The following is a 24506-nucleotide window of genomic DNA, read 5'->3' as shown; positions in this document are numbered from 1 at the left end:
CGCCCCGCGGGCGGCGCCATCCCGAATTCCCGCATTTCCGTATTCGACGAGGCATTCCATGCGCGCTGCCGCGCCTCCCGTTCGCTGTCATCCTGCCGTCGTGCGGCGCATGCGTGCCATTGCGCTGGCGGCGGGCATGGGGCTGCTGTCGGGCTGCCTGTCGCTTGCGCCACCGGACGAGCGTCCCGCCGCGCCGATTCCCGCGTCCTTTCCGGAGCCGTCCGCCGACGCGACACCCGCGGCGCCCGTGCCCGACTGGCAGGCTTACTTCGTCGACCCGCGCCTGCGCGCGCTGATCGGCCAGGCGCTCGCCGACAACCGGGATCTGCGCGCGGCGGTCGCACGCGTCGAGCAGGCGCGCGCGGTGTACGGCATCCGCGGCGCGGATCAATGGCCGACGATCGGTGCGGGCGCGGCCTACGCGCGGTTTCGCACACCGGGCGGTTTCCTTTCTCCGGTGCCCGTCATCGGGCAGGTCTATGAAGTCCAGCTGGCCGAGACGCAATGGGAGATCGATTTCTGGGGCCGCGTGCGCAACCTGAAGGAAGCAGCGCTTCAGCGCTACCTCGCGAGCGACGCAGCCAGGCAGGCGGTGACGCTGAGCGTCGTCACCGGTGTGGCGGACGCGTATCTGACCCTGTGCGAGATCGACGAACGCATCGCGCTGACCCGCGCGACGATCGACACCCGCCGCGAATCGCTGCGGATTTTCCGGCTTCGTCACGCGGCCGGCGCGATCTCGCGCCTCGATCTCACGCAATCGGAGATCCTGCTGCAGCAGGCGGAATCGCTCGGCGTGCAGTTGCAGCAGGCCCGCGCGACGGCGGCCGATGCGCTGGCGTTGCTCGTCGGTGCGCCGCCGGCGCTGGGCGCCACGTCGCTCGCGCTCGACGACGGCGCGGTGCTGCCGTCGCTCGCGCCGGGCCTGCCCTCGTCGCTGCTGACCCGGCGGCCGGACGTGATCGCGGCGGAGCGCGAACTGCAGGCGAGCCGCGCGAACATCGGCGCGGCGCGCGCGGCGTTTTTTCCGCGCATCGCATTGACGAGTGCGATCGGTTCGGGAAGCAGCGCGCTGCACGACCTGCTGTCGTCGGGGTCCGGCGTGTGGTCGGTGATTCCCAACGTCACGCTGCCGCTCGTCGACGGCGGACGCAACCGGTCGAATCTCGCACTGGCGCGCGCGCAACGCGAAGAAGCGCTCGCCCGCTACGAACAGACGCTGCAGCGCGCGTTCCGCGACGTGTCCGATGCGCTCGCCGCGCGCCATTGGCTCGCCGACCAGGTCGCCATCGAGCGCGCCACGCTGGCGTCGCAGGCCGAGCGGGCGCGCCTCGCGAAGCTCCGCTACGACAGCGGCGCAACCCGCTTCCTCGAAGTGCTCGATGCGCAGCGGGACCTGATGAACGCCGAGCAGCAGCTGGTCACGACCCGTCGTGCGCTGCTGTCGAGCCGCGTCGCGCTGTACGGCGCGCTCGGCGGCGGGATGATCGACACCGGCAAGACTGCCGCGGCAACGGCGCCCCTTTCGACTGATTCGGACAACACACCATGAAAACCATCCCGCGCCCTCTTCTGATCGGTATCGGTGCGGCCGTGCTTGCGATCGGCCTCGCGTACTACGGGTGGACGCGCTGGCACGACGGCCAGGCGGACGCGGGGCTCGTCAGCGGCAACGGCCGCATCGAGGCAACCGAAATCGACGTCGCGACCAAGCTGCCGGGGCGCGTCACCGCGATGCTCGTCGACGAAGGCGACTTCGTGACGGCCGGCCAGCCGCTCGCACGCATGGACGTCGTCGTCCTGCAGGCGCAGCTCGACGAGGCACGGGCGCGCGAGCAGCAGGCGGTGAACACCGCGGCGAGCATCGACGCGCAGGTCGCGCAGCGCCGCAGCGACAAGGCCGCGGCCGCGGCCGTCGTCGTGCAGCGGGAAAGCGAGCTGGATGCGGCCACGCGGCGGCTCGCGCGGTCCGAAACGCTGTCGCGCGACGGCGCGTCGTCGATGCAGGAACTGGACGACGATCGCGCGCGCGCCGGCAGCCTGCGCGCGACCGTGAACGCCGCGCGGGCCCAGGTGGAAGCCGCTCAGGCCGCGATCGACGCCACGCAGGCCCAGCTCGTCGCGGCACGCTCGGCCGTGACGGCCGCGCAGGCGACCGTGGCGCGCGTGCGGGCCGACCTTTCGGATAGCGAACTGACCTCGCCGCGCGACGGGCGCGTCCAGTACCGGATTGCCGAGTCGGGCGAAGTCCTGCCCGCAGGCGGCAAGGTGCTCAACGTCGTCGACCTGTCCGACGTGTACATGACGTTCTTCCTGCCCGAAGCGGCCGTCGGCCGGGTCCCGCTCGGCGCCGACGTGCGGATCGTGCTCGATGCGGCACCGGAATACGTGATTCCGGCTCGCGTGTCCTATGTGTCGAGCACCGCGCAGTTCACGCCGAAGACGGTCGAAACGGCCACCGAGCGGCAGAAGCTGATGTTCCGGGTGAAGGCACGCATCGATCGCGACCTGTTGCAGCGCCACCTGAAGCTCGTCAAGACCGGGTTGCCGGGCGTGGCGTGGCTGAAGACCGACCCGCACGCGGGCTGGCCGGATCGCCTCGCGATCAGGGTGCCGCAATGAAAGCGGCGCCGCCCGTCGAGACGGATGCCGGCGCGACCGGCGCTGCGCCGGTGTCGGCCGATCCGGGCTGGGTCGCACGGCTGTCCGGCGTCTCGCTGCGCTACGGCGACAAGGCCGCGCTCGACGACGTGACGCTCGATATCCCGGCCGGCCGCATGATCGGGCTGATCGGGCCGGACGGCGTCGGCAAGTCGAGCCTGCTCGCGCTCGTTTCCGGCGCGCGCGCGATCCAGCAGGGCCGCGTCTGGACGCTCGACGGCGACCTGTCGTCGCGCCGCCATCGCGCGCGCGTGTGCCGGCGCATCGCCTACATGCCGCAAGGGCTCGGCCGGAACCTGTACGCGACGCTGTCGGTCGAGGAAAACCTGCAGTTCTTCGCGAGACTGTTCGGCCACGATGCGGCGGAGCGGCGCCGAAGGATCGACGCGCTGACGCGCAGCACCGGCCTGCAACCGTTCCTGGACCGCCCGGCCGGCAAGCTGTCCGGCGGCATGAAGCAGAAGCTCGGCCTGTGCTGCGCGTTGATCCACGATCCCGACCTGCTGATCCTGGACGAGCCGACGACCGGCGTCGATCCGCTGTCGCGCGCGCAGTTCTGGGAGCTGATCGGCCGCATTCGCGCCGCCCGCCCGGCGATGAGCGTGCTGGTCGCCACCGCGTACATGGACGAGGCCCGCCGTTTCGACCGGCTGATCGCGATGGACGCCGGCCGCGTGCTGGCAACCGGCAGCCCCGGCGAGCTGCTCGAGCGCACCGGTTGCGACACGCTGGAAGCCGCGTTCATCGCGCTGCTCCCGGAGGCGCGCCGGCACGGACACCAGCCTGTCGTGATCGCGCCGTTCCAGGCCGATCGGGCGGCCGGCTACGCGATCGAGGCCGACGGGCTGACGATGCGGTTCGGCGATTTCGTCGCGGTCGACCACGTGAGCCTGCAGATCCGCCGCGGCGAAATCTTCGGCTTTCTCGGCTCCAACGGCTGCGGCAAGTCGACGACCATGAAGATGCTCACCGGCCTGCTGCCCGCGTCGGACGGCACGGCGACGCTGTTCGGCCGGCCGGTCGCCGCGAACGACATCGACACGCGGCGGCGCGTCGGCTACATGTCGCAAGGGTTTTCGCTCTACGGCGAACTGACCGTCCGGCAGAACCTCGTGCTGCACGCGCGCCTGTTCGGCGTGCCGGAGGCGGACGTGCCCGCGCGCGTGACCGAAATGGTCGCGCGCTTCGGGCTGGCCGACGCCCTCGACGCGCTGCCCGAGCGCCTGCCGCTCGGCATGCGGCAGCGGCTCTCCCTCGCGGTGGCGATGGTGCACAAGCCCGAGCTGCTGATCCTCGACGAACCGACCTCGGGCGTGGATCCGGTTGCGCGGGACGACTTCTGGCGGCTGATGATCGAGCTCGCGCGCAACGATCGCGTCACCATCTTCATTTCGACGCACTTCATGAACGAGGCCGCGCGCTGCGACCGTATCTCGCTGATGCATGCGGGCCGCGTGCTCGCGAGCGCCGCGCCCGACGAACTGGTGCGCCGGCGCGGCGCCGCCACGCTCGAGGACGCGTTCATCGGCTACCTGAGCGACGCGCAGAAAGCGGATGGCGCGGACGGTGCGCCGGCCGATGCGCCGTCCGACGCCGGCTGGCTCGCCGCGCCGCCCGCGGCGGCCGGCGCCGGTCGTGCGGCGGCATGGTTCAGCCCGGCGCGCGCCGGCAGCTATCTGTGGCGCGAAGTGCTGGAGCTGCGACGCGACCCGTTGCGCGCGACGCTGGCGCTGTTCGGCTCGCTCGTGCTGATGTGCGTGATCAGCATCGGGATCAGTCTCGACGTCGACAACCTGACGTTCGCGGTGCTCGACCGCGATCAGTCGATCCTGAGCCAGGACTATGCGCAGAACCTCGCCGGTTCCCGCTACTTCGTGCCGCGCGCGCCACTCGCGGACGACCGAGACATCGAGCGCCGCATGCGCAACGGCCGGCTGTCGCTCGCGCTCGAGATCCCGCCCGGTTTCGCGCGCGACGTCGCGCGCGGCCGCCGCGTGGAGATCGGCGCATGGGTCGACGGCGCGATGCCGATGCGCGCGGAGACGATCCGCGGCTACGTGGCCGGCATGCACGAAAACTGGCTGCGCGACCAGGCGAAGCGCCGGCTCGGCGTGTCGCTCGCACCGGCCGTCGACATCGCGATCCGCTATCGCTACAACCCGGACGTCAAGAGCCTGCCGGCCATGATTCCCGCGATCATGCCGATGCTGTTGCTGATGCTGCCCGCGATGCTGACGGCGCTCGCCGTCGTGCGGGAACGGGAGCTCGGGTCGATCGTCAACCTGTACGTGACGCCCGTCACGCGGGCCGAATTCCTGCTCGGCAAGCAGGCGCCGTACGTGATGCTGGCCATGCTGAACTTCCTGCTGATGGTCGTGCTGGCCGACCTCGTGTTCGGCGTGCGGATCAAGGGCAGTTTCGCGACGCTGTCGGCCGCGGTGCTGATCTTCAACGTCGTGGCCACCGGCATCGGGCTGTTCGCCTCGACGTTTACCCGCAGCCAGATCGCCGCGATCTTCATGACGATCGTCGGCACGCTGATTCCCGTCGTGCAGTTCTCGGGCCTGCTCACGCCGCTGTCGTCGCTCGAGGGCAGCGGCAAGTGGGTCGGCACCGTCTATCCGGCCACCTACATGCTCGCGATCAGCCGCGGCGTCTACAACAAGGCGCTCGGGCTGGCCGACCTGTCGTCCCAGTTCTGGCCGATGCTCGCGGCCGCGCCGGTCATCCTGGTCATGACCGGCGTGCTGCTGCGCAAGCAGGAGCGCTGACCATGTCGCGCCTGCTCGTCATTTTCCGGCTCGGGGTCAAGGAACTGTGGAGCCTCGCCCGCGACCCGATCCTGCTCGCGCTGATCGTCTACACGTTCAGCGCGTCGATCTACGTCGCGGCCACCGCGCGCCCGGAAACGCTGCACAAGGTGCCGATCGCGATCGTCGACGAGGATGCATCGCCGCTGTCGGCGCGCATCGCGGCGGCGTTCTTCCCGCCGCAGTTCGCGCCGCCCCCGCTCGTCGACGCCGGCGCGGCCGATCGCGGGCTCGACAACGGCGACTACACGTTCTCGCTCGACATTCCGCCGGACTTCCAGCGCGACGTGCTCGCCGGCCGTCACGCGACGGTCCAGCTGAACGTCGATGCGACCCGCATGACGCAGGCGTTCACCGGCGGCGGTTACGTCCAGCAGATCGTGTCGGGCGAGATCGATGCGTTCGTGCGGCGCCATCGCGGCACGTCCTTGCCGCCCGTCGATCTCGCGATGCGGATGCGCTTCAACCCGAATCTCGACGAAGTCTGGTTCGGCGCGCTGATGGAGCTGATCAACAACGTGACGATGCTGTCGATGATCCTCACCGGCGCCGCGCTGATTCGCGAGCGCGAGCACGGCACGATTGAGCATCTGCTCGTCATGCCGGTGACCGCGGCGGAAATCATGCTCGCGAAGGTCTGGTCGATGGGGCTCGTCGTCGCGGCGGCGGCCGTCGCGTCGCTGACGTTCGTCGTGGGCGGCGCGCTGCACGTGCCGATTCCGGGATCGGTGCCGCTGTTCGTGGCCGGCATGGCGCTGCACCTGTTCGCGACGACGTCGATGGGGATCTTTCTCGCGACGCTCGTGCGCAGCATGCCGCAGTTCGGCATGCTGCTCGTCCTCGTGCTGCTGCCGCTGCAATTGCTGTCGGGCGGCCTGACGCCGCGCGAAAGCATGCCGCCCGTCGTGCAGGACATCATGCTGGCCGCGCCGACCACGCATTTCGTCGAACTCGCGCAGCGGATCCTCTATCGCGGTGCCGGGTTCGATGCGGTGTGGGCCCAGTTCGCGGCGCTGTTCGCGATCGGTTGCGTGCTGTTCCTGCTGTCGCTGACGCGGTTCCGCAAGACGATTGGTCAGATGACTTGAGCGGGGGTCGATTCCGCGATGCCGGGATTCGTCGGTTGATACAGATCAATCGTGCCGGCGCGCGGCACGCGATCATGGCACATGTCTTGCGCAACCAATGGCATGCGCCGACGGCAACGCCGTCCACGGCGGCCGCTTCCCGGGAGAACGTCATGATGGGCCTGCGATACCGAAACGCGCTTGCGACACTCTGCGTATTCATCGCGCTCGCGTCGCTGCTCGGCGTCGTGCATGCGATGCTGATCGACGAGCGGGTCGTCCCGTACGCGATCGTCACGCTGGTGTCGGGCATCGTGGCGTTCGTCGCGCAGCTGGATCCGGCGCCGCCCGGGCGTTAGCGGCACCGCCCGGACGCATTGCATTCGGGGCATCGCAAGCGGCATCTTACGCGTCGCGTTCAAGCCGTTCGTCGTTCGTCATCGGAATCCCGCCATTCGTGATTTCGGTCAACCGGCGCGCGCGCGTTCGGGATGTAATCGACTTACTGTTCCGTCGACTCCCGGGGAGGCAACCCATGAAACTGACTTTTCTCGGTGCGACCGAAACCGTGACCGGCTCGAAATATCTGCTCGAGCACGGCGGCCGGCGCGTCCTGGTCGATTGCGGCCTGTTCCAGGGGACCAAGAACCTGCGGCTGCGCAACTGGCGCGCGCTGCCGTTCGCGCCCGACACGCTGGACGCGGTCGTGCTCACGCACGCGCATCTCGATCACACCGGCTATCTCCCGGTGCTCGCGCGCGAAGGCTATCGCGGGCCGGTGTACTGCACGGCGGCCACGGCCGAACTCTGCGACATCATGCTGCGCGACAGCGCGCGGCTGCAGGAGGAGGAAGCCGACTTCGCGAACCGGCACGGTTATTCGAAGCATCATCCCGCGCAACCGCTCTACACGCTGGACGACGCGCAGCGCGCGCTGCGCCTGCTGCAACCCGTCGCCTACGACGAGTGCACCGCGCTGGGCGGCACCCTGTCGTTCCGCCTGCTGCCGGCCGGGCACATCCTCGGCGCGGCGAGCGTCGTGATGCACTGGGATCACAAGGTGCTCGCGTTCTCCGGTGACCTCGGCCGGTATCACGACCCGATCATGCAACCGCCGCGCCCGCCCGCGCATGCCGACTATCTGGTGGTCGAATCGACGTATGGCGACCGGCTGCATCCGGCGTCGGATCCCGAAAACGAGCTGGCCGGGATGTTCGACAAGACCTTCGCGCGCGGCGGGGTCGTCGTGATGCCCTGCTTCACCGTCGGCCGCGCGCAGGAGATCCTGCACTACATCGCGCGGCTGAAGGCGGCCGGCCGCATGGCGCGCGTCCCGGTGTTCGTCGACAGCCCGATGGCGACGGACGTGACCGAAATCTATCGTCACCATATCCTCGAACACCGGCTGACGGCTTCCGAAGCGAATGCGCTCGGCCACGCGGCCACGATGATCCGCTCGGTCGAGCAGTCCAAGGCGATCGCCGAACACCACGGCCCGATGGTCATCATCGCCGGCAGCGGCATGGCGACCGGCGGGCGCGTGCTGCATCACCTGAGCCGCCATGCGCCCGACGCGCGCAACACGATCGCGCTGGTCGGCTACCAGGCCGCCGGCACGCGCGGCGCGGCGCTCGCCGCGCACGAGCCGACGCTGAAGATTCACGGCGAGTACGTGCGCGTGCGCGCGCAGGTCGAGTCGATCACGACGCTGTCGGCCCATGCCGACTACGAAGAGATCCTGAAGTGGCTCGGCACGATGCAGGGCGCGCCCGTGCGGACCTTCGTCACGCACGGCGAACCCGCTGCCGCGGATGCGATGCGCCGGCGCATCTCGGAGCGCCTGCATTGGCCGTGCGAGGTGCCGACCTACGAGCAGTGCGTCGATCTGGACGCGATTGAATCAAACAACACGCAGGAACCCACCGCGCTGTCGTCCTGACTGCCGGCGCAGCGCCGGCCGCGCGTGACGGGCGGCGGAAGCACCCGGTTTCCGCCGCGCGCGGCCCGCCACTCAGCCGATTTCGATGATGACCTTCAGCGCGTGGGTCTGCGCGGCGCGCCCGAACGTGTCGTACGCGCTTTCCACGTCGTCGAGCGAGAACCGGTGCGTGATCAGGCGCGCCGGATCGAGGCGCCCGGCGCCCACCGTCTTCAGCAGCATCGGCGTGCTGACCGTGTCGACGAGCCGCGTCGTGATCGAGATGTTGCGATCCCACAGCTTCTCGAGGTGCAAATCGGCCTTGACGCCGTGCACGCCCACGTTCGCGACGACCCCGCCGGGCGCCACGAGCGACGTGCACATCTCGAACGTCGCCGGAATGCCGACCGCTTCGATCGCGCAATCCACGCCGACGCCGTCGGTCAGCTTCATCACTTCCGCGACCGGGTCGCCGCCGTGGCCGTCGATGCAGTCGGTCGCGCCGAAGCGCCGCGCGACCTCGAGCCGGTTGCCGTCCGGGTCGATCATGATGATCCGCGCGGGCGAATAGAACTGCGCGGTCAGCAACGCCGCCAGCCCGATCGGCCCCGCGCCGACGATCGCGACCGAGCAGCCCGGCTGCACCTTGCCGTTCAGCACGCCGCATTCGAATCCGGTCGGCAGGATGTCGGACAGCATCACGAGCGCGTCTTCGTCCGCGCCGGCCGGGATCCGGTACAGGCTGGTCGGCGCATGCGGGATGCGCACGAACTCGGCCTGCGTGCCGTCGATCCGGTTGCCGAGGATCCAGCCGCCGGTCGTGCAATGCGAATACAGTCCGCGGCGGCAATACTCGCAGCGTCCGCACGACGAGATGCACGAAATCAGCACGTGGTCGCCCGGCTTCAGCGAATCGACCGCCGCGCCGACCTGCTCGACGATGCCCACGCCTTCATGGCCGAGAACGCGGCCCGGTTCGCACGTCGGCACGTCGCCCTTGAGGATGTGCAGATCGGTGCCGCAGATCGTCGTGCGCGTCACGCGGACGATCGCGTCGGTGGGCGACTGCAGTTCCGGTTTGGGCCGCCGTTCGAGCGCCTTGCGCCCGGGGCCGTGGTACACGAGTGCTTTCATCGCAATTCCTCCATCGAAAGGGGGGCCTGTTCAGGCATCGGGGCGGCGTCATGCCGGACTTGCGCCAGCAACACCGCGAGCGCGCAGGACGCGACCCGGACGGCGACGCCGTCGGCGCGGCTCGTCAGCACGATCGGCACGCGCGCGCCCACGACGACGCCCGCGTTCGCGGCGCCGCCCAGGTATTCGAGCTGTTTCGCGAGCATGTTGCCCGCTTCGATATCGGGCACGACGAGGATGTCGGCACGGCCGGCAACCGGCGAGTCGATCCCCTTCTCGCGCGCGGCCCGCTGCGATATCGCATTGTCGAACGCGAGCGGGCCGTCGACGAGCGCCCCCGTGATCTGCCCGCGCTCGGCCATCTTCGCGAGGGCCGCCGCGTCGAGCGTCGAACGCATCGCCGGATTGACGGTCTCGACCGCGCACAGCACCGCGACGCGCGGGCGCGCGACGCCCAGCGCATGCGCGACGTCGATCGCGTTCTGCGTGATGGCCGCCTTCTGCGCGAGATCCGGTGCGATGTTCACCGCGGCGTCGGTCAGGATGAACGGCCGCGGATACGCCGGCGCCTCGATCAGGAAACAGTGAGACATGCGCTTGTCGGTGCGCAGGCCCGATTCCGCGGCGACGACGGCTCCCATCAGTTCGTCCGTATGCAGGCTGCCCTTCATCAGCGCGCCGGCGCGGCCCGACGCCGCGAGTGCCACCGCGCGGGCCGCCGCGGCGTGGCTGTGGGGAACGTCCTCGATCGTCCATTTCGCGAGATCGACGCCCGCTTCGCTCGCCACGCGCAACACCTTCGCGCGCGGCGCGACGATCAGCGGTTCGATCGACGCGCCCAACGGCGACGCGTTGAGCGCGGCAAGCGCGACGAGGCTGGCCGTGTCGCACGGATGCACGACGGCCACCGTCAGCGGCGGCGCATGGCGCGCACGCGCGATCAGGGCGGGCAGTTCGCCGTCCGCGCGCGGCAACAGGCCGGGCAGGCACGCGCCGGCGGACGGATCCGGATGCAGGTTCAGGTTCATGTTCATATTCAGGTCTCCAGCACGTAGCTGCCGGGCGCCGCGCCGAAGCCGGCGGCCGGCACGCGTGCGGGCACCTCGCCCGACGAATGCGCGTGCAGCCAGTCGTGCCAGCACGTCCACCACGATCCGTCGAGCGCGGGCGTTTCGCTCACGAAGTCGCGCCGGTTGCGGTAAGGCGCGCCGGGCTCGCGCGTCGCGCAGCGATAGTGGCGTCCCGGATGGCCGGGTTCGGACACGATCCCGGCATTGTGGCCGCCGGAGGTCAGCACGAACGTCAGCGCGTGGTGCGTGAGCAGATGGAGCTTGTAGACGGAACGCCAGGGCGACACGTGATCGCGCTCGGTCCCGACCACGAACGTCGGCACGTCGATATCCGACAGCGCGACCGGCCGCCCGTCGACGCAGTAGCGGCCGGCCGCGAGATCGTTGTCGAGAAAGAGGCGCGTCAGGTATTCGGTATGCATCCGGTACGGCATGCGCGTGGTGTCCTCGTTCCACGACATCAGGTCGTTCGGCTTCGTGCGCGTGCCGAGCAGGTATTCGCTCATCATGCGCGACCAGATCAGGTCGCGCGCGTTCAGCAGCTGGAACGCGGCGGACATCTGCGCGCCGTCCAGGTAGCCCTGCCGCCACATCAGCGCATCGAGCGCGGACAGTTCGCTCGCGTCGATGAAGAGGCCGAGTTCGCCGGGTTCGCTGAAATCGGTCTGGGCCGCGAGCAACGTGACGGAGCGCAACGCCTCGTGTTGGCGGCCGTCGCGCGCGAGCGCCGCCGCGCCGATCGCCAGCAGCGTGCCGCCGAGGCAGTAGCCGACCGCGTGGACCGCTTCGCCGCAGATCGAGCGGGCCGCGTCGAGCGCCGCCATGCACCCGTCGCGCAGATAATCGTCGAGCCCGAGCTCGCGCGCTTCCGCACCCGGATTGCGCCACGACACGGCAAACACCGTGTAGCCCGCATCGACCAGGAAGCGGATCAGCGAATCGTGCGGCTGCAGGTCGAGGATGTAGTACTTCATGATCCACGACGGCACGATCAGGATCGGCTCGCGTGCCACGCCGGCCGTCGTCGGGTCGTATTGCAGCAGCTCGCACAACGCGTTGCGCCAGACGACGCGGCCCGGCGTGATCGCCACGTCGCGCCCCGGCAGATAGGTGCGCGTGTCGCGGGCCCGCGTGCCGCGCGCGCGTTCGAGCAGCGCGTGCGCGTCTTCCAGCCAGTGCCGCCAGCCTGCCGCGAGATTCGCGCCGCCGCTGCGCATCGTCGCGTCGAGCACGACCGGGTTGGTCGCGAGGAAATTGCCCGGCGAGCATGCGTCGAGCCACTGTCGCGCGACGAATCCGACCAGTTCCTCGTGGTGCCGTTCGACGCCCGGCACGCCGCGCGTCGCGTCGCGCCACCAGCGCTGGATCGACAGGAAGCCGTCGCGGTACGCGCGAAACGGCCATCCGGACCACGCGGGCGCGGCGAAGCGCGGATCGGCCTGCCCGGCGTGCACGGCCAGGCCGCTCGTGCCGGCAGCGTCGGCCTCGCCTTCGCCTTCCCGGTTGGCCGCGGGTGCCACGGCAGCCAGCCACGCCTGCGTCGCAAGCTCGAAGCATTTTCCCGGCGACACGGCCAGATGCGCGCCCCAGTCGAGCGTGGCCAGCGCGAGCGACACGGGCGACAGCCCGAAGGTCATCGCGGCCACGTTCGCATGCGCGGCGCGGTTCCATTGTTCGGCGGGCGACAGCCGGACCGGCGTGCATCCGGCCGAACTCGACGCCGGTGCGTTCGTACCCGCTGGCCGCATCGACTCGTGCTCGATCGGCATGCGCATGACGGATGCGTTCATCGCATGTGCATGCCGCCGTTGACATCGAATTCCGCGCCGGTCGCGAAAGCCCCCGCGTCGGAACACAGGAACGCGACGAGCTCGGCGATCTCGTCGGGATTGCCGAGGCGGCCGACCGGGATCTGCGGCAGGATCTTCGCGTCGAGCACGTCCTTCGGCACCGTCTCGAGCATCGCGGTCGCCAGATAGCCGGGGGCCACCGTGTTGACCGTCACGCCGTGGCGCGCGAGCTCGAGCGCCAGCGCCTTCGTGAAGCCGTGGATGCCGGCCTTCGCGGCCGCGTAGTTCGCCTGCCCGTATGCGCCGCGCGAACCGTTCACCGAGCCGATGTTCACGATCCGCCCGAAGCCCGCCTCGATCATGCCCGGCACGAACGGCTTCGTCATGTTGAACATGCCGTCGAGGTTGGTGCGCAGCACCGCGTCCCACATGCTCTTGGTCATCTTCACGAAGGTGGCGTCCTGCGTGACGCCGGCGTTGTTGACGAGCACGTCGACGCGCCCGAACTCGGCCAGCACGCGTGCCGCGCAGTGCTGGCACGAATCGTAGTCGGCGACGTCGACCTCGAACGCGTGGAACGTCCGGCCCGCCTCGCGTTCGTGCGTGAGCCACGTCGCGACGTGGTCGTTGCGCTCCGTATGCGACACCGCCACCGTCATGCCTGCATCGCACAGGCGACGGCTGATCGCGGCCCCGAGGCCCCCCATGCCGCCCGTGACGAACGCGACCCGGTCAGCGCACATGGTCGTTCTCCTGCGCGCCGGTCGTGCCGTTCAGGCGGCGCACGGCAACCGGCGCCCCGTCGTTCGCGTCCTCGATCCCGCGCTCCAGCGCCGTCATCCAGTCGGCCCACGGCATGCTGGCTTCGTTGACCACGGCTAGTCGCCCCAGGTCGGGCAGCCAGTCGGTCTGATAACGCGACATCGCGCCCGCGCCGTATTCGCGCAACCAGGTGCGCCATGCGCCGGCGTTCTCGTATTGCGCACGCATGCACAGCTCGGCGGCATCCTGCCAGATCGCGACGCTCGCGATCGCGTAGTCGCGCATCACCTGCCGGGTCGCCTCGCCGAAGGCCGGCCACTCGTTCGTGTCAGCCAGCGCCTGCTGCAGGTGGCGAACCGCGGCGCGGTCCCGCTCGATGCGCCGCCCTGCCAGCGCATGCCATTCATGCTGCCAGTCGCTATTCAGCGCGACCATGCGCAGCGCGAGATCGCAGCCCGCGCGGCAAGCGTCGTTCGGTGTCGTCAAAGCGTACGTACTCATCGGCGTCCCTCGTTCGATCCGGTCAATGGGTTGGCATCGCGCCTCGTGCCGCCTGCCCGGGATCGGCATCGCGACCGCTTCACTGTGCGGGCATCGCGCAGGGGAGCCGTTGATCTGAGTCAAGTACGCGGAAACCCTGCTCCGTAGACTGGATTGCACTGGCGGTTCCCCCGTCGATGGAGCGATTCCGATGAGCTACAAGAGCATGGTCGTGCACCTCGATACGAGCGCCCGCGCGCATTCGCGCCTCGAGTTCGCGTTGCGTCTGGCCCGGCGCTTCGGTGCGCATCTGACCGGCCTGTTCGCGGTCTACACGCCGGAACCGCATTCGTTCTACGTGATGGCCGGGTCCGCCGATTACTTCCGCGAGCAACGCGCACAGCGCGACGAGCGGCTCGCCGCGCTGGAACGCCTGTTCCACGCGGAGACGGCCCGCGCGAAAGTGCCGGCCGCGTGGGTGCGAGCCGACGAGCGCGCGAACCTGGCCGTGCCGCGCGCCGCACGCCTGGCCGACCTCGTGATCGCCGGCCAGAGCGACCCGAACGATCCCGAGACCTACATCGACGACCAGTTTCCGGAGAACCTCGTGTTGTCCGCCGGCCGCCCGGTGCTGTTCGTGCCGTGCGCGGGCGAATTCCCGTCGGTCGGCGAACGGGTGTTCGTCGCGTGGGACGGCAGCCGGGAGGCGGCCCGCGCCGCGCACGACGCGCTGCCCTTTCTCGAACACGCGAAGCGCACGACGGTCGCGGCCGTGGTCGACGGCGCTTCGGAAGCGGCGGCCACGCGCATTCCGGCCGCCGACGCCGCGCTGATGCTGGCGCGCCACGCACGCGACGTGAACGTGCTCGATATCGATGCCGGTGCCGGCCCCGCGGTCGGCGATACGTTGCTGTCGCGCGCGTATGAAACGGGTTCCGACCTCCTCGTGATGGGCGCCTACGGCCATCCGCGCTGGCGCGAGCTGGTGATGGGCGGCGCCACCCGCACGGTGCTGGCGTCGATGACGCTGCCGGTCCTGATGTCGCACTGAGCCGGCCGATGCGTACGCTCGCCCTGCTCGTCGTCAATGCCGGTTCGTCGAGCGTGAAGTTCGCGCTCTTTGCCTGCCCGCCGCACGGCGACCCCGCGCGGCGGCCGCTGCACGAGGGCGAAGCGGTCGCGGCCGGCAACAGCGTGTCGATCCGCTTCGACGCCGAGCCGGACGGTTCGCTGCCGCTCGGCACGGCGGACGATCCCTACCGCGCCGTGCTCGCGCGGATCGCGGCGTGGATCCGCGTGAAGTTGCCGCACGTCACGCTGGGCGCGATCGCGCATCGCGTCGTGCACGGCGGCGCACGCTACGTGGAGCCGACGGTCGTCGACGACGACGTGCTGGACGCGCTGCGCACGCTGACGCCGCTCGCGCCGCTGCATCAGCCGCACAGCCTCGATGCGATCGACGTGCTGCGCGACGCGTTTCCGGACGTCCCGCAGATCGCCGTATTCGACACGGCGTTTCATCGCACGCTGCCGCGCGTCGAGCAGCTGCTGCCGCTGCCGCATGCGTGGTTCGACCAGGGCGTGCGCCGCTACGGATTCCATGGGCTGTCGTACGAATACCTGTCCGTCGCGCTCGACGAGTCGTTCGGCGCCCGTGCGCACGGCCGCGTGATCGCCGCCCATCTCGGCAGCGGCGCGAGCCTGTGCGCGCTGCGCGACTGCCGCAGCGTCGCGACGACCATGGGCTTCTCCGCGCTCGACGGATTGATGATGAGCACCCGCTGCGGAACGCTCGATCCCGGTGTCGTCCTGCACCTGCTCGAGGCCGGCAAGCTGTCCGGCGACGAGCTGGGACACATGCTGTATCACGAATCGGGGCTCAAGGGCGTGTCGGGCGCGTCGGGCGACCCGCGCGTGCTGCTCGCGCGCGAGGCGGCCGGGGACGAAGCCGCCCGCGATGCGCTGGCGCTGTACGTCCATCGCATCGTGCGCGAGACCGGCGCGCTGACCGCGCTGCTCGGCGGCCTCGACATGCTGGTCTTCACGGCCGGCATCGGCGAACACTCGGCGGTGTTGCGCGAGCGGATCTGCGCGTCGCTCGGCTGGCTCGGCATCGCGCTCGACGCGCGCGCGAATGCCGATCATGCGCATGTCGTGTCGTGCGCGTCGAGTGCGGTCGCGGTGGTCGTCGAGCCGACCAACGAGGCGTGGGTCGCGGCGCGCGCCGCGGTGCGCGTGCTGCGCGCCAATCGCGACGCTTGATCCAGATCAGCGCGAGCGGCGCATACGCGCCGATGATGGTTCCATCCGCATCCGTTGAAGGGAAACGTCATGTACTCGAACATTCTGGTCGCGCTCGACGGCAGCGATACGTCGTCCCGCGCACTCGACGCCGCGCTGAACCTCGCGGCGGAGACGGGTGCACGGCTGACCCCGGTCTACGTCGTCGACTTCCTGGTGCCGGCCTACGACACGTACGGATACGATCCGTCGATCCTGATCGACGCATTCCGCGAGGAAGGACTGCGTGTCACGGATGACGCGGCACGCCGCATGAAAGCGCGCGACGTGGCCGGCACGCCGCAGATCTCCAACGTCGCGCCGGCCGGCGAAGACGTTGCGCACCGGATCGTCGGTCTCGCCGGCGAGATCGGCGCCGACCTGATCGTGATCGGCACGCATGGCCGGCGCGGTTTCCGGCGCATGTTCCTCGGCAGCGTGGCCGAGCGCGTGCTGCGTCAGGCCACGTGCCCGGTCCTGACGATACCGGCGAGCTGCGCCGTGCAGGCGCCCGCCGAAACCACCGCCGCATCAACCGAAAAGGAGCCGTCATGAGCTACAAGACCCTGCTCGTCCATCTCGACGACAGCGAGCGCTGTGCGACGCGCGTCGACCTCGCGCTCCAGCTCGCGCGACGCTGGAACGCCCATCTGATCGGCCTCTACGTGGTCTGCCAGGACCTCCTCGAGCCGCTGCGGCGGCCGGACGAACCGCTGAAGCTGGCCGTCTACGAACGCCTGTGCGAACAGCGGCGCAAGGAGGCCGAGGAGCGATTCCTCGCGGCCGCCGAGCGCGCGGGGCACAACCATGTCGAGTGGCAGGCGCCGGCCGGCGACGCGACCGCCGCCGCGGTCCTGCACGCGCGCCATGCCGATCTGCTGGTACTCGGCCAGGAAGACCCCGACGACCGGCTGACCTACGTCGCACGTCATTTCGTCGAGGACGTCGTGATGGGCAGCGGACGCCCGGCGCTCGTCGTGCCCTACGCGGGCGACGTGCGCACGCTCGGCGAGAACGTGCTGATCGGCTGGGACGGCGGGCGCGAAGCCGCCCGCGCGATGGCCGACGCGCTGCCGCTGCTCGCCCGTGCGCGCTTCGTCAACGTCGAGACGGTCACCCGCGGGCAACCCGATCCGGACAAGACGCCGGCGGGCGTCGACGTCGCCGCGTATCTCGAACGGCACGGCATTCGCGCGTCGTTCTCGACCACGCCGCGCGAACGGCCGGTGAGCGTGGGCGCGACGCTGCTGAACCGGGCGACCGACCTGCATGCGGATCTGCTGGTGATGGGCCTGTACAGCCATGCGCGCATGCACGAACGCGTGCTGGGCGGCGCGACGCGCACGATCCTCGAAACGATGACGGTGCCGGTCCTGCTGTCTCACTGAGCGAGCGAAAACGGGGCAGCCGCTCGCGGCTGCCCTCGTCCCGCCACGACCGTCACAACATGCCGGCACACGCGCCCGGCCCTTCCCGTACGACCAGCACCGGCCGGTCCGCGATGCGCACCAGCGATTCGGCGACGCTGCCGACGAACATGCGCCGGAAACCGCGCCGGCCATGCGTGCCCATCACGATCAGGTCCGCGTCGCATTCGGCGGCGGCACGCGCCAGCACGTCCGATACGTTCTCTCCGCGCACGTCGATCGTGTGCGCGATGCCGCGTACGCCGGACAGCCGGAACGCCGTTTCCGCGTCCGAGACCGCGACCGCGGCCTCGTTCGTGTCCAGCCCGGCCAGGTCGCGCTGATCGGCCAGCCGCGGCGCATCCGACACCACGCACATGGCGATGACCAGACCGCCCGACTCGCGGGCGAGCGAGATCGCCTCGTCGAGCGCGAGGCGCGCGCCACGGCTGCCGTCGAGTGCCGCAAAGATCCTTTGGTACATGACGCCTCCCAGTTGTCGTCAGGGGTCGACCGGTTCGTGAAACCAGTCTGATCCTCGCAGGCGGCGCTTCGTTGACACGGGTCAAACACGCGCGGGGCCGCCCCCTTGCGCATCGGTCCCGATTGGCGAACGTCGGCAAAACGCGCACAATTCCGTGCGATATCGCAGTTGCGTCCCACTCCGCCTTTCGTGCCCCGCGTCCGGCCCGCCGCCAGCCAGCCGTCGACGAAATCCGTCAGGATGAACGGCAATGACAGTGAATGCGCCCCCCTTCAAGGCCGGGCCGGGTCCGCACCGGATCCGGCCCGGGCGATATGCCGCCATGGCCGCGATGCTGACGCTGGCGCTCGGCCTGGTTGCGACATTTGCCGCATCCCGGGTACTGCAGAACGACGCACAACACGCCGCCCACGCAAGGTTCGAGCAATCCGCGACGCGCGCGACGGCCGCGCTCCGCCGCAGTCTTCTCGGCGCCGCTGCCGTATTGCACGGCGCCCGAGGGTTCGCATCGGCACTGCCTGCGCCGGCATCCGGCGCCGCATGGCGCCGCTATCTCACCGGTCTCGATCTGGACGGATTGCAGTCGCCGGTCCACAGCATCGGGAGAATCGAGCCGAGCGTCGCGGAGGACGATCAGGCGACCCGGCAGGCGCTGCAGCGCGCGGCGGAAACCGGCGAGGTCGCGCTTGCCGCGAACGCGATCCAGGACGGCACCGGTGCGACGCCCGCCCGGATGGAGCTGACGCTTTACCTGCCGATCTACGCCAATGCCGAGGACGGCACGGCGTCCGGGCCGCGGCACGCAACGGCGACCGGGTACGTTTATGCCGCGCTGAATCCGGATCGTCTCGTCGATCCTTCCCTGCTCGATCCGCTGCGCGTGGAAATCGTGGCCGACAATCCCGCGGCGCCCGCGTATTCCGGCGGTTCCGGCTTCGTCGTCGGCGGCGCCGCCGGCGCCCGCGATGCGCTCACGCGAACCGATACGCTGACGTTCGGCGGCACGCCGCTCGCGCTGCGCTACAGCGCGCCGCGCGCTGCCCCGGCCGGCGCCGCGACGGCCGTCCTGCTGGCCGGCACCGTGCTTTCGCTGACGCTGGCCGCGCTCGTGCGGCAGGTCGTCGCGAAACGCGCGCTTGCCCCCGCCGGCGACAGCCAACCCACCGAGGCCCGGATGATGGGCATCATCCGGTCGTCGATGGAGGCCATCATCACCGTCGACGAACGCCAGACGATCGTGATCTTCAACCCGGCCGCCGAACACGTGTTCGGCGTCAGCGCGATGGAGGCGGTCGGTACGCCGCTGTCCCGCTTCATCCCCGAGCGCTTTCGCGCCGCCCATGCGCGACACGTCGAGCAGTTCGGCGTGACGGGTGTGTCGGAGCGCCAGATGGGGCGGCAACGCGTGCTGTTCGGCTTGCGCGCCGACGGCACCGAGTTTCCGATCGAGGCGTCGATCTCGCAGATTCGCGACGGCGCCGGCAAGCTGTACACGGTCATGCTGCGCGACGTGACCGAGCGGGTACGCGCGGAAAACGCCCTCGAGCAGTCGCGCGAGGAACTGCGCGAGCTGTCCGCCAACCTGCAGAACGTGCGCGAGGAAGAGAAGACACGGATCGCGCGCGAACTGCACGACGACCTCGGCCAGCAGCTCACCGCACTCAAGATGGATCTTTCGGCCGTCGAGCTGGGGCTCGCGGGCATCGTCGCCCCCGACACCGGCGTGCGCGAGCGGCTGGGCGGCATGCATCGCCTGATCGATTCGATCGTCGCGTCGGTCCGGCGCATCGCCGCCGACCTGCGGCCGGTGATGCTCGACGACCTGGGTCTCGTTCCGGCGATCGAATGGCTTGCAAACGATTTCACGCGCCGCTACCGGATCACGGTCGAGCGGGACATCGCCCCGGTCGATACCGCGTTCACCGGCGCCGGCGCGACCACGCTGTTCCGCATCGTGCAGGAGGCGCTGACCAACGTCGCGCGGCACTCGGACGCGACGAACGTGAAACTGGCATTGAAAGTGGAAGACGGATATTGCATGCTGCGCATCGCGGACAACGGTCACGGCGCGCCGGAGTCCACCCGCAACGGGCAGGACCGCCCGTCGTTCGGCCTGATCGGGATCCGCGAGCGCGCGCACATGCTCGACGGGACGGTGACGATCGACAACCGGCCGGGCGCGGGTTTCACGATCACCGTGGCGTTGCCGCTGCACGCCATCCAGCAAGGAGAAGTGCCTTCATGATCAGGGTACTCATTGCCGACGACCACGCGCTCGTCAGGGACGGCCTGCGGCACATCCTGCAGAGCGCGAGCGGTTTCGAGGTCGTCGGGGAAGCGCAGGACAGCGCGTCGACGATCGCGCTCATGCGCGGCACCGATGCCGACGTGCTGGTGCTCGACCTGTCGATGCCCGGCCGCAACGGCGTCGAACTCATCAAGCAGATCAAGGACGAGAAGCCGGGATTGCATGTCCTCGTGCTGACGATGCATGCCGAGCAGCAGTACGCGGTGCGCGCATTCCGCGCGGGCGCCTCGGGCTACATGACCAAGGAAAGCGCCAGCGCCGAACTGGTCGCCGCATTGACCAAGATCGCGGCCGGCGGCGTCTACGTCAGCCTGACCATGGCCGAGCAGTTCGCGCAGAGCCTGAACGAGCCGACCGATCTCCTGCCGCACCAGCGCCTGTCCGACCGCGAGTTCGACGTGTTCCGGCGCGTCACCACCGGCGAGTCGATTTCCGAAATCGCGCAGGCGCTGTGCGTCAGCGTCAAGACCGTCAGCACGTACAAGACGCGGATCCTCGAGAAGATGCAGATGCCGAACGACACGGCACTCGTACGCTACGCGATGCGCCACAAGCTGTTCGAGGACCCGGACGAACTCTGACGGCGGCATCGGGCGCGGTCGCGTCTTCGCCCGATGCCCTGACCTGACGGCATCGGTGACGGCGTCCGGGCCGGCGCGGGCGGCGCCGCGCCCTTCATCGGCGTCCGGCACCCCGCCGCGACGCTCGCGACAAGTTGCCGCACCCCTGTAGGAAACGTCCTACAAGACTTCCGTCTCACCTACCGCAACTTCAATTCCGGCTGATTTTCTTGACGCCGCGCAACATCCATACTTCGAATCAGTAAAAACGAGCAAACGTGCCTCCCGGAGCAATGGCCGCATCATCGTCGAGACCGGCGTATCGGTCTCCCGGCGCGTCCGGCGGGGCTTTTCCGAGAGGAAGGCGGCAGAGACCAAAGCCGCCGGTACAACGGCCAGCGCGACCCGCCCGACGGCGGCCCGCCGCTGTCCCCGAACTGGAGCCGATCATGCAGAGCAGTGCCCAAGTCTCGACGACCATGCCGTTACGCCCGTTCATCCCGCTGCATCCCGTCGAACCGACGGATCAGCCCAAGCGCGCCGCGTCCCGCTGTTCGACGTGCGCATTGCGTACCGTCTGCATGCCGTCCGATCTGACGCCCGACGATTTCGCGCGCGTCGACGCGATGATCTGCACGACGCGCCACGTCAAGCGCGGCGAAACGCTGTTTCGCGCGGGCGATGCGTTCAACAGCATCTACGCAGTGAGAACCGGGTCGTTCAAGACCATCGTGATGCATCGCGACGGCGACGAGCAGATCACCGGCTTCCAGATCGTCGGCGAGTCGCTCGGGCTCGACGGCGTGTACACCGGACACCACAACGGCGACGCGATCGCGCTCGAGGACAGCACGGTCTGCATCATCCCGTTCGGCCAGCTCGAGCAGATGTGCCGCGAAGTGCGCCCGATGCAGCATCACGTGTACCAGATGATGGGCGGCGAGATCGTGCGCGAATCCTCGCAGATGCTGCTGCTCGGCACGATGAGCGCCGAACAGCGGGTGGCCGCGTTCCTGCTGAATCTGTCCGCGCGCTTCAAGGCACGCGGCTACTCGGCCGCCGAATTCGTGCTGCGGATGACGCGCGACGAGATCGGCGAATATCTCGGCATGAAGCTCGAAACCGTCAGCCGCATGCTGTCGAAGTTCCAGCACAAGGGGCTCGTCGCGACGCAAGGCAAGCAGATCCGGATCGTCGATTCGGAAGGCCTGCGGCAGATCTGAGCGCGCCGCGAAGCCGTCGAGCCGATCAACCGCGCATGCCCAGCACGGCGGCGCCCGATACGCGCCCGCCGCGCAGGTCGTCGAGTGCGCGGTTCGCGTCGGTCAGCGCATAGCGCACCGCCTCGACCCGCAGCGGCGTCGCGGCCGCGATCCGCATGAATTCGAGCGCATCCGCGCGTGTCAGGTTGGCCACCGACGCGATGCGGCGCTCGCCCCACAGCCATGCGTACGGAAAGCCCGGGATGTCGCTCATGTGAATGCCGCCGCACACGACGATCCCGCCCTTGTCGAGCGCGCGCAGCGCGGCCGGCACCAGCGCCCCCGCCGGCGCGAAGATCAGCGCGGCATCGAGCGGCTCCGGCGGCGCTTCGTCGCTGCCGCCGGCCCATGCGGCACCCAGCGACAGCGCGAGCTGCTGCGCGACGGTATCGCCGGGCTTCGTCAGCGCGAACACCTTGCGTCCTTCGCAGTGCGCGACCTGCGCGACGAGATGGGCCGCCGCACCGAAGCCATAGATGCCGATGCGGCGCGCGTCGCCCGCCATGCGCAAGGTGCGATAACCGATCAGGCCCGCGCACAGGAGCGGCGCGGCTTCCAGATCGGAGTAGCGCTGCGGCAGATGCACGCAATAGCGATGGTCGGCGACGGTGCACTCGGCGTAGCCGCCGTCGATCGTATAGCCGGTGAATCCGGGGGTGTCGCACAGATTCTCGCGGCCGGACGTGCAATACGCGCAATGCCCGCACGTCGAGCCCAGCCACGGCACGCCCACCCGGTCGCCGACGGCGAAGCCCGTCGCGCCTTCGCCCAGCCTGCGCACCGTCCCGACGATTTCGTGACCCGGAATCAGCGGCAGCTTCGGGTGCGCGAGCTCGCCGTCGACGACGTGGAGATCGGTCCGGCAGACGCCGCATGCGTGGACGTCGATCAGCAGCTGTCCCGCCGCGGGCGACGGATCCGGCACGCGCGCTTCGTGCAAATGCGGCGTCGTGCCGTCAAACATCATCGCAAGCATGCTCGCCTCCTTGCGCGACCGGGTTCGCGCGCTTCGCCATCCAAGGCTAGTCGCTCCGCCCCGCGTGCGTTCGGCGCGATGACCGGCGCTTGACGTGGGTCAACGGCCGCCGGACGGTTGCTGACACGATGAAGTGGCACGACGCCGCCCGCGCGGCGACCTGGAGATGATCGATGATATCCGTTCCCCCGCTTGCCGCAAGCGCCCATCCCGACCAGCAGCTGAGGGAGCTGCTGGGCTACGCGGTGCTGGCGCCGTCCAGCCACAATTCCCAGCCGTGGCGCTTCCTGGTCAACGGCGCCACGATATCGGTCTGCGCGGACCGCGTGCGCGCGTTGCCGGTGGTCGATCCGTTCGATCGCGAGTTGATCATCAGCTGCGGCGCGGCGTTGCTCAACCTGCGGGTTGCGCTCAATCACGCCGGGCTCGCCCATACGATCGGCACGTTTCCTTCCGAAGTCGATCCCGATCTGCTGGCGCTCGTCCGGGTCTGCGACGACGGCTATTCCGATGCGTCCCTCGGCACGCTGTTCGATGCGATTGCCGAGCGCGTCACGACGCGCGCGCCGTTCGAATCGACGGCCGTGCCGGACGAGATCCAGCAGGCACTGATCGCGGCCGGCGTCGCGGAAGGCGCCGACGTCGCGTGCGTCGACGCGCTCGCGCATCGTGCGCGCGTGGCCGAACTGGTTGCCGAGGCCGACCGTCAGCAGTTCGCGGACCCGCGCTTCCGGCGCGAGCTGGCGAGCTGGATCGATCCGCGCCGGCACGCCGACGGCATGCCGGCATTCGCGGCCGGCGTGCCGGCGCTGCTGGATTTCGCCGCGCCCGTCGTGACGATGGCGGTACGGACCTTCGATCTCGGCGACGGGCTGGCCGCGCTGCATCACCAGCTCGTCGGCGCGTCGCCGCTGATCGTGTGCATCGCGACCGTGCGCGACGATCGCGAGGCGTGGCTCGCCGCCGGGCAGGCGCTCGAGCGGATCCTGCTCGTCGCGACGCGCGCCGGTTATACCGCGTCGTACCTGAACCAGCCGATCGAGACGGCCGGGTTGCGCGCCCACCTGCGCCACATGCTCGGGCTGCGCGGCGAGCCGCAGCTGCTGCTGCGCGTCGGGCGCGGCCCGCATACGCCGCATTCGCCGCGTCGCCCGATCGACGAAGTGATCTCCTTCACCTGATCTCGACGAGGAACCGAACATGAACATCATGCGTTGCGCCGCACTCTGCGCGATCGCACTGACAGCCGGCACGGCCGCCGCGCAGACGACCGTGCCCGAGCCGACCGAACTGGTCAATGCGCAGCACTGCATGTTCTGCCATACGCCCGACATGACGTTCCTCGGGCCGTCGTTTCACGAGATCGCGAAGCGCTACCGCGGCGATCCGCACGCCGCCGCGCAGCTGGAACGCAAGCTGCGCGTCGGCGGCCGTGCGCACTGGGGCGACACGCCGATGCCGTCCGCCATCGAACGCGGCGGCCCGCTGTCTCGCGACGACGCGCATCGGCTCGTGCAATGGGTGTTGAGCCAGTGACC

At 69.7% G+C, this 24506-nt stretch carries 22 protein-coding genes; 15 read left to right on the top strand and 7 right to left on the bottom strand.

Translation table 11 applies throughout. The features are described from left to right. The first annotated feature begins 58 nt into the window (after positions 1–58). The 6 genes from NQV17_RS11205 (at position 59) to NQV17_RS11180 (ending at position 8477) form a co-directional block, all read left to right on the top strand. Complete coding sequence (locus tag NQV17_RS11205; RefSeq protein WP_374692691.1) at positions 59–1552, top strand: efflux transporter outer membrane subunit; 1494 nt, start codon at positions 59–61, stop codon at positions 1550–1552. Then, the gene (locus NQV17_RS11200) at positions 1549–2622 is read left to right on the top strand and encodes an HlyD family secretion protein (protein ID WP_124645754.1); all 1074 of its coding nucleotides are present in this window, start codon (positions 1549–1551) and stop codon (positions 2620–2622) included. Before NQV17_RS11205 ends, NQV17_RS11200 begins: the two co-directional genes overlap by 4 nt. Continuing rightward, on the top strand, positions 2619–5432 hold the full coding sequence (gene rbbA / locus NQV17_RS11195; protein ID WP_257772287.1) for a ribosome-associated ATPase/putative transporter RbbA: 2814 nt from the start codon (positions 2619–2621) through the stop codon (positions 5430–5432). Before NQV17_RS11200 ends, rbbA begins: the two co-directional genes overlap by 4 nt. A 2-nt stretch (positions 5433–5434) precedes the next feature. Then, positions 5435–6559, top strand: coding sequence for an ABC transporter permease (locus NQV17_RS11190; protein WP_257772285.1), 1125 nt, complete (start codon positions 5435–5437; stop codon positions 6557–6559). A gap of 152 nt (positions 6560–6711) precedes the next feature. After that, on the top strand, positions 6712–6897 hold the full coding sequence (locus NQV17_RS11185; protein ID WP_257772283.1) for a DUF2964 family protein: 186 nt from the start codon (positions 6712–6714) through the stop codon (positions 6895–6897). A 176-nt stretch (positions 6898–7073) separates the two neighbouring features. Further along, complete coding sequence (locus tag NQV17_RS11180; protein WP_257772281.1) at positions 7074–8477, top strand: MBL fold metallo-hydrolase RNA specificity domain-containing protein; 1404 nt, start codon at positions 7074–7076, stop codon at positions 8475–8477. Positions 8478–8549: 72 nt separating this feature from the next. Here NQV17_RS11180 and NQV17_RS11175 read toward each other — a convergent pair whose 3' ends face one another. Genes NQV17_RS11175 through NQV17_RS11155 form a run of 5 tightly spaced genes read right to left on the bottom strand, consistent with a single transcriptional unit; the run spans position 8550 to position 13713 of the window. Continuing rightward, entirely contained in the window at positions 8550–9590 is a 1041-nt protein-coding gene (locus tag NQV17_RS11175) for a zinc-dependent alcohol dehydrogenase family protein (protein WP_124519784.1), read from the bottom strand. Continuing rightward, positions 9587–10618: a bifunctional enoyl-CoA hydratase/phosphate acetyltransferase gene (locus NQV17_RS11170; protein WP_257772382.1), complete on the bottom strand. Its 1032-nt coding sequence runs from the start codon at positions 10616–10618 to the stop codon at positions 9587–9589. Before NQV17_RS11170 ends, NQV17_RS11175 begins: the two co-directional genes overlap by 4 nt. A gap of 8 nt (positions 10619–10626) precedes the next feature. Continuing rightward, positions 10627–12450 (bottom strand): alpha/beta hydrolase, encoded by a 1824-nt coding sequence (locus NQV17_RS11165; protein ID WP_257772277.1) that lies wholly within the window; start codon positions 12448–12450, stop codon positions 10627–10629. After that, on the bottom strand, positions 12447–13193 hold the full coding sequence (locus NQV17_RS11160; RefSeq protein WP_257772275.1) for a beta-ketoacyl-ACP reductase: 747 nt from the start codon (positions 13191–13193) through the stop codon (positions 12447–12449). Before NQV17_RS11160 ends, NQV17_RS11165 begins: the two co-directional genes overlap by 4 nt. Beyond that, complete coding sequence (locus tag NQV17_RS11155) at positions 13183–13713, bottom strand: hypothetical protein (RefSeq protein WP_257772273.1); 531 nt, start codon at positions 13711–13713, stop codon at positions 13183–13185. The genes NQV17_RS11160 and NQV17_RS11155 overlap by 11 nt, the downstream gene beginning before the upstream one ends. A 190-nt stretch (positions 13714–13903) precedes the next feature. Here NQV17_RS11155 and NQV17_RS11150 point away from each other — a divergent pair, with 190 nt between their 5' ends. The 4 genes from NQV17_RS11150 to NQV17_RS11135 all read left to right on the top strand — a co-directional run bounded on the left by NQV17_RS11150 (position 13904) and on the right by NQV17_RS11135 (position 17360). Further along, on the top strand, positions 13904–14743 hold the full coding sequence (locus NQV17_RS11150) for a universal stress protein (RefSeq protein ID WP_257772271.1): 840 nt from the start codon (positions 13904–13906) through the stop codon (positions 14741–14743). 8 nt (positions 14744–14751) lie between these two features. Further along, positions 14752–15954 (top strand): acetate/propionate family kinase, encoded by a 1203-nt coding sequence (locus NQV17_RS11145; protein WP_257772269.1) that lies wholly within the window; start codon positions 14752–14754, stop codon positions 15952–15954. Between the two features lie 69 nt (positions 15955–16023). Continuing rightward, positions 16024–16527 (top strand): universal stress protein, encoded by a 504-nt coding sequence (locus tag NQV17_RS11140; RefSeq protein ID WP_257772267.1) that lies wholly within the window; start codon positions 16024–16026, stop codon positions 16525–16527. After that, positions 16524–17360 (top strand): universal stress protein, encoded by an 837-nt coding sequence (locus NQV17_RS11135; protein WP_257772265.1) that lies wholly within the window; start codon positions 16524–16526, stop codon positions 17358–17360. Before NQV17_RS11140 ends, NQV17_RS11135 begins: the two co-directional genes overlap by 4 nt. A gap of 52 nt (positions 17361–17412) precedes the next feature. On the opposite strand, the gene NQV17_RS11130 is transcribed toward NQV17_RS11135, so the two are convergent. Further along, the gene (locus NQV17_RS11130; protein ID WP_257772263.1) at positions 17413–17862 is read right to left on the bottom strand and encodes a universal stress protein; all 450 of its coding nucleotides are present in this window, start codon (positions 17860–17862) and stop codon (positions 17413–17415) included. 250 nt (positions 17863–18112) lie between these two features. On the opposite strand from NQV17_RS11130, the gene NQV17_RS11125 reads away from it, so the two are divergent. The 3 genes from NQV17_RS11125 (at position 18113) to fnr (ending at position 21953) form a co-directional block, all read left to right on the top strand. After that, on the top strand, positions 18113–20107 hold the full coding sequence (locus tag NQV17_RS11125; RefSeq protein WP_257772261.1) for a PAS domain S-box protein: 1995 nt from the start codon (positions 18113–18115) through the stop codon (positions 20105–20107). Further along, complete coding sequence (locus NQV17_RS11120) at positions 20104–20751, top strand: response regulator transcription factor (RefSeq protein WP_044846529.1); 648 nt, start codon at positions 20104–20106, stop codon at positions 20749–20751. The genes NQV17_RS11125 and NQV17_RS11120 overlap by 4 nt, the downstream gene beginning before the upstream one ends. A gap of 428 nt (positions 20752–21179) precedes the next feature. After that, a complete protein-coding gene (fnr, locus tag NQV17_RS11115; protein WP_257772259.1) occupies positions 21180–21953 on the top strand; it encodes a fumarate/nitrate reduction transcriptional regulator Fnr in 774 nt (257 codons plus the stop codon). A 25-nt stretch (positions 21954–21978) separates the two neighbouring features. On the opposite strand, the gene NQV17_RS11110 is transcribed toward fnr, so the two are convergent. Next, complete coding sequence (locus NQV17_RS11110; protein ID WP_257772257.1) at positions 21979–22968, bottom strand: zinc-dependent alcohol dehydrogenase family protein; 990 nt, start codon at positions 22966–22968, stop codon at positions 21979–21981. A gap of 173 nt (positions 22969–23141) precedes the next feature. On the opposite strand from NQV17_RS11110, the gene NQV17_RS11105 reads away from it, so the two are divergent. Further along, positions 23142–24149, top strand: a complete 1008-nt coding sequence (locus tag NQV17_RS11105; RefSeq protein ID WP_257772255.1) for a nitroreductase family protein — start codon at positions 23142–23144, stop codon at positions 24147–24149. 19 nt (positions 24150–24168) lie between these two features. Next, positions 24169–24504, top strand: a complete 336-nt coding sequence (locus NQV17_RS11100; RefSeq protein WP_257772253.1) for a c-type cytochrome — start codon at positions 24169–24171, stop codon at positions 24502–24504. The last annotated feature ends 2 nt before the right edge of the window (positions 24505–24506 follow it).

This window comes from Burkholderia sp. SCN-KJ (assembly GCF_024656005.1).
In the GTDB taxonomy this organism is placed as follows: Bacteria; Pseudomonadota; Gammaproteobacteria; order Burkholderiales; family Burkholderiaceae; genus Burkholderia.
The sequence above is the reverse complement of the archived record's forward strand: the minus strand, read 5'-3'. Positions and strand labels throughout refer to the sequence as shown.

Coding starts and splice junctions, on each gene's coding strand:
- NQV17_RS11110 (WP_257772257.1), bottom strand. CDS start 22,968: ATGCTTGCGATGATGTTTGACGGCACGACGCCGCATTTGCACGAAGCG.
- NQV17_RS11140 (WP_257772267.1), top strand. CDS start 16,024: ATGTACTCGAACATTCTGGTCGCGCTCGACGGCAGCGATACGTCGTCC.
- NQV17_RS11130 (WP_257772263.1), bottom strand. CDS start 17,862: ATGTACCAAAGGATCTTTGCGGCACTCGACGGCAGCCGTGGCGCGCGC.
- rbbA (WP_257772287.1), top strand. CDS start 2,619: ATGAAAGCGGCGCCGCCCGTCGAGACGGATGCCGGCGCGACCGGCGCT.
- NQV17_RS11175 (WP_124519784.1), bottom strand. CDS start 9,590: ATGAAAGCACTCGTGTACCACGGCCCCGGGCGCAAGGCGCTCGAACGG.
- NQV17_RS11120 (WP_044846529.1), top strand. CDS start 20,104: ATGATCAGGGTACTCATTGCCGACGACCACGCGCTCGTCAGGGACGGC.
- NQV17_RS11125 (WP_257772261.1), top strand. CDS start 18,113: ATGACAGTGAATGCGCCCCCCTTCAAGGCCGGGCCGGGTCCGCACCGG.
- NQV17_RS11190 (WP_257772285.1), top strand. CDS start 5,435: ATGTCGCGCCTGCTCGTCATTTTCCGGCTCGGGGTCAAGGAACTGTGG.
- NQV17_RS11100 (WP_257772253.1), top strand. CDS start 24,169: ATGAACATCATGCGTTGCGCCGCACTCTGCGCGATCGCACTGACAGCC.
- NQV17_RS11180 (WP_257772281.1), top strand. CDS start 7,074: ATGAAACTGACTTTTCTCGGTGCGACCGAAACCGTGACCGGCTCGAAA.
- NQV17_RS11205 (WP_374692691.1), top strand. CDS start 59: ATGCGCGCTGCCGCGCCTCCCGTTCGCTGTCATCCTGCCGTCGTGCGG.
- NQV17_RS11185 (WP_257772283.1), top strand. CDS start 6,712: ATGATGGGCCTGCGATACCGAAACGCGCTTGCGACACTCTGCGTATTC.
- NQV17_RS11200 (WP_124645754.1), top strand. CDS start 1,549: ATGAAAACCATCCCGCGCCCTCTTCTGATCGGTATCGGTGCGGCCGTG.
- NQV17_RS11160 (WP_257772275.1), bottom strand. CDS start 13,193: ATGTGCGCTGACCGGGTCGCGTTCGTCACGGGCGGCATGGGGGGCCTC.
- NQV17_RS11145 (WP_257772269.1), top strand. CDS start 14,752: ATGCGTACGCTCGCCCTGCTCGTCGTCAATGCCGGTTCGTCGAGCGTG.
- NQV17_RS11170 (WP_257772382.1), bottom strand. CDS start 10,618: ATGAACCTGAACCTGCATCCGGATCCGTCCGCCGGCGCGTGCCTGCCC.
- fnr (WP_257772259.1), top strand. CDS start 21,180: ATGCAGAGCAGTGCCCAAGTCTCGACGACCATGCCGTTACGCCCGTTC.
- NQV17_RS11155 (WP_257772273.1), bottom strand. CDS start 13,713: ATGAGTACGTACGCTTTGACGACACCGAACGACGCTTGCCGCGCGGGC.
- NQV17_RS11165 (WP_257772277.1), bottom strand. CDS start 12,450: ATGAACGCATCCGTCATGCGCATGCCGATCGAGCACGAGTCGATGCGG.
- NQV17_RS11150 (WP_257772271.1), top strand. CDS start 13,904: ATGAGCTACAAGAGCATGGTCGTGCACCTCGATACGAGCGCCCGCGCG.
- NQV17_RS11135 (WP_257772265.1), top strand. CDS start 16,524: ATGAGCTACAAGACCCTGCTCGTCCATCTCGACGACAGCGAGCGCTGT.
- NQV17_RS11105 (WP_257772255.1), top strand. CDS start 23,142: ATGATATCCGTTCCCCCGCTTGCCGCAAGCGCCCATCCCGACCAGCAG.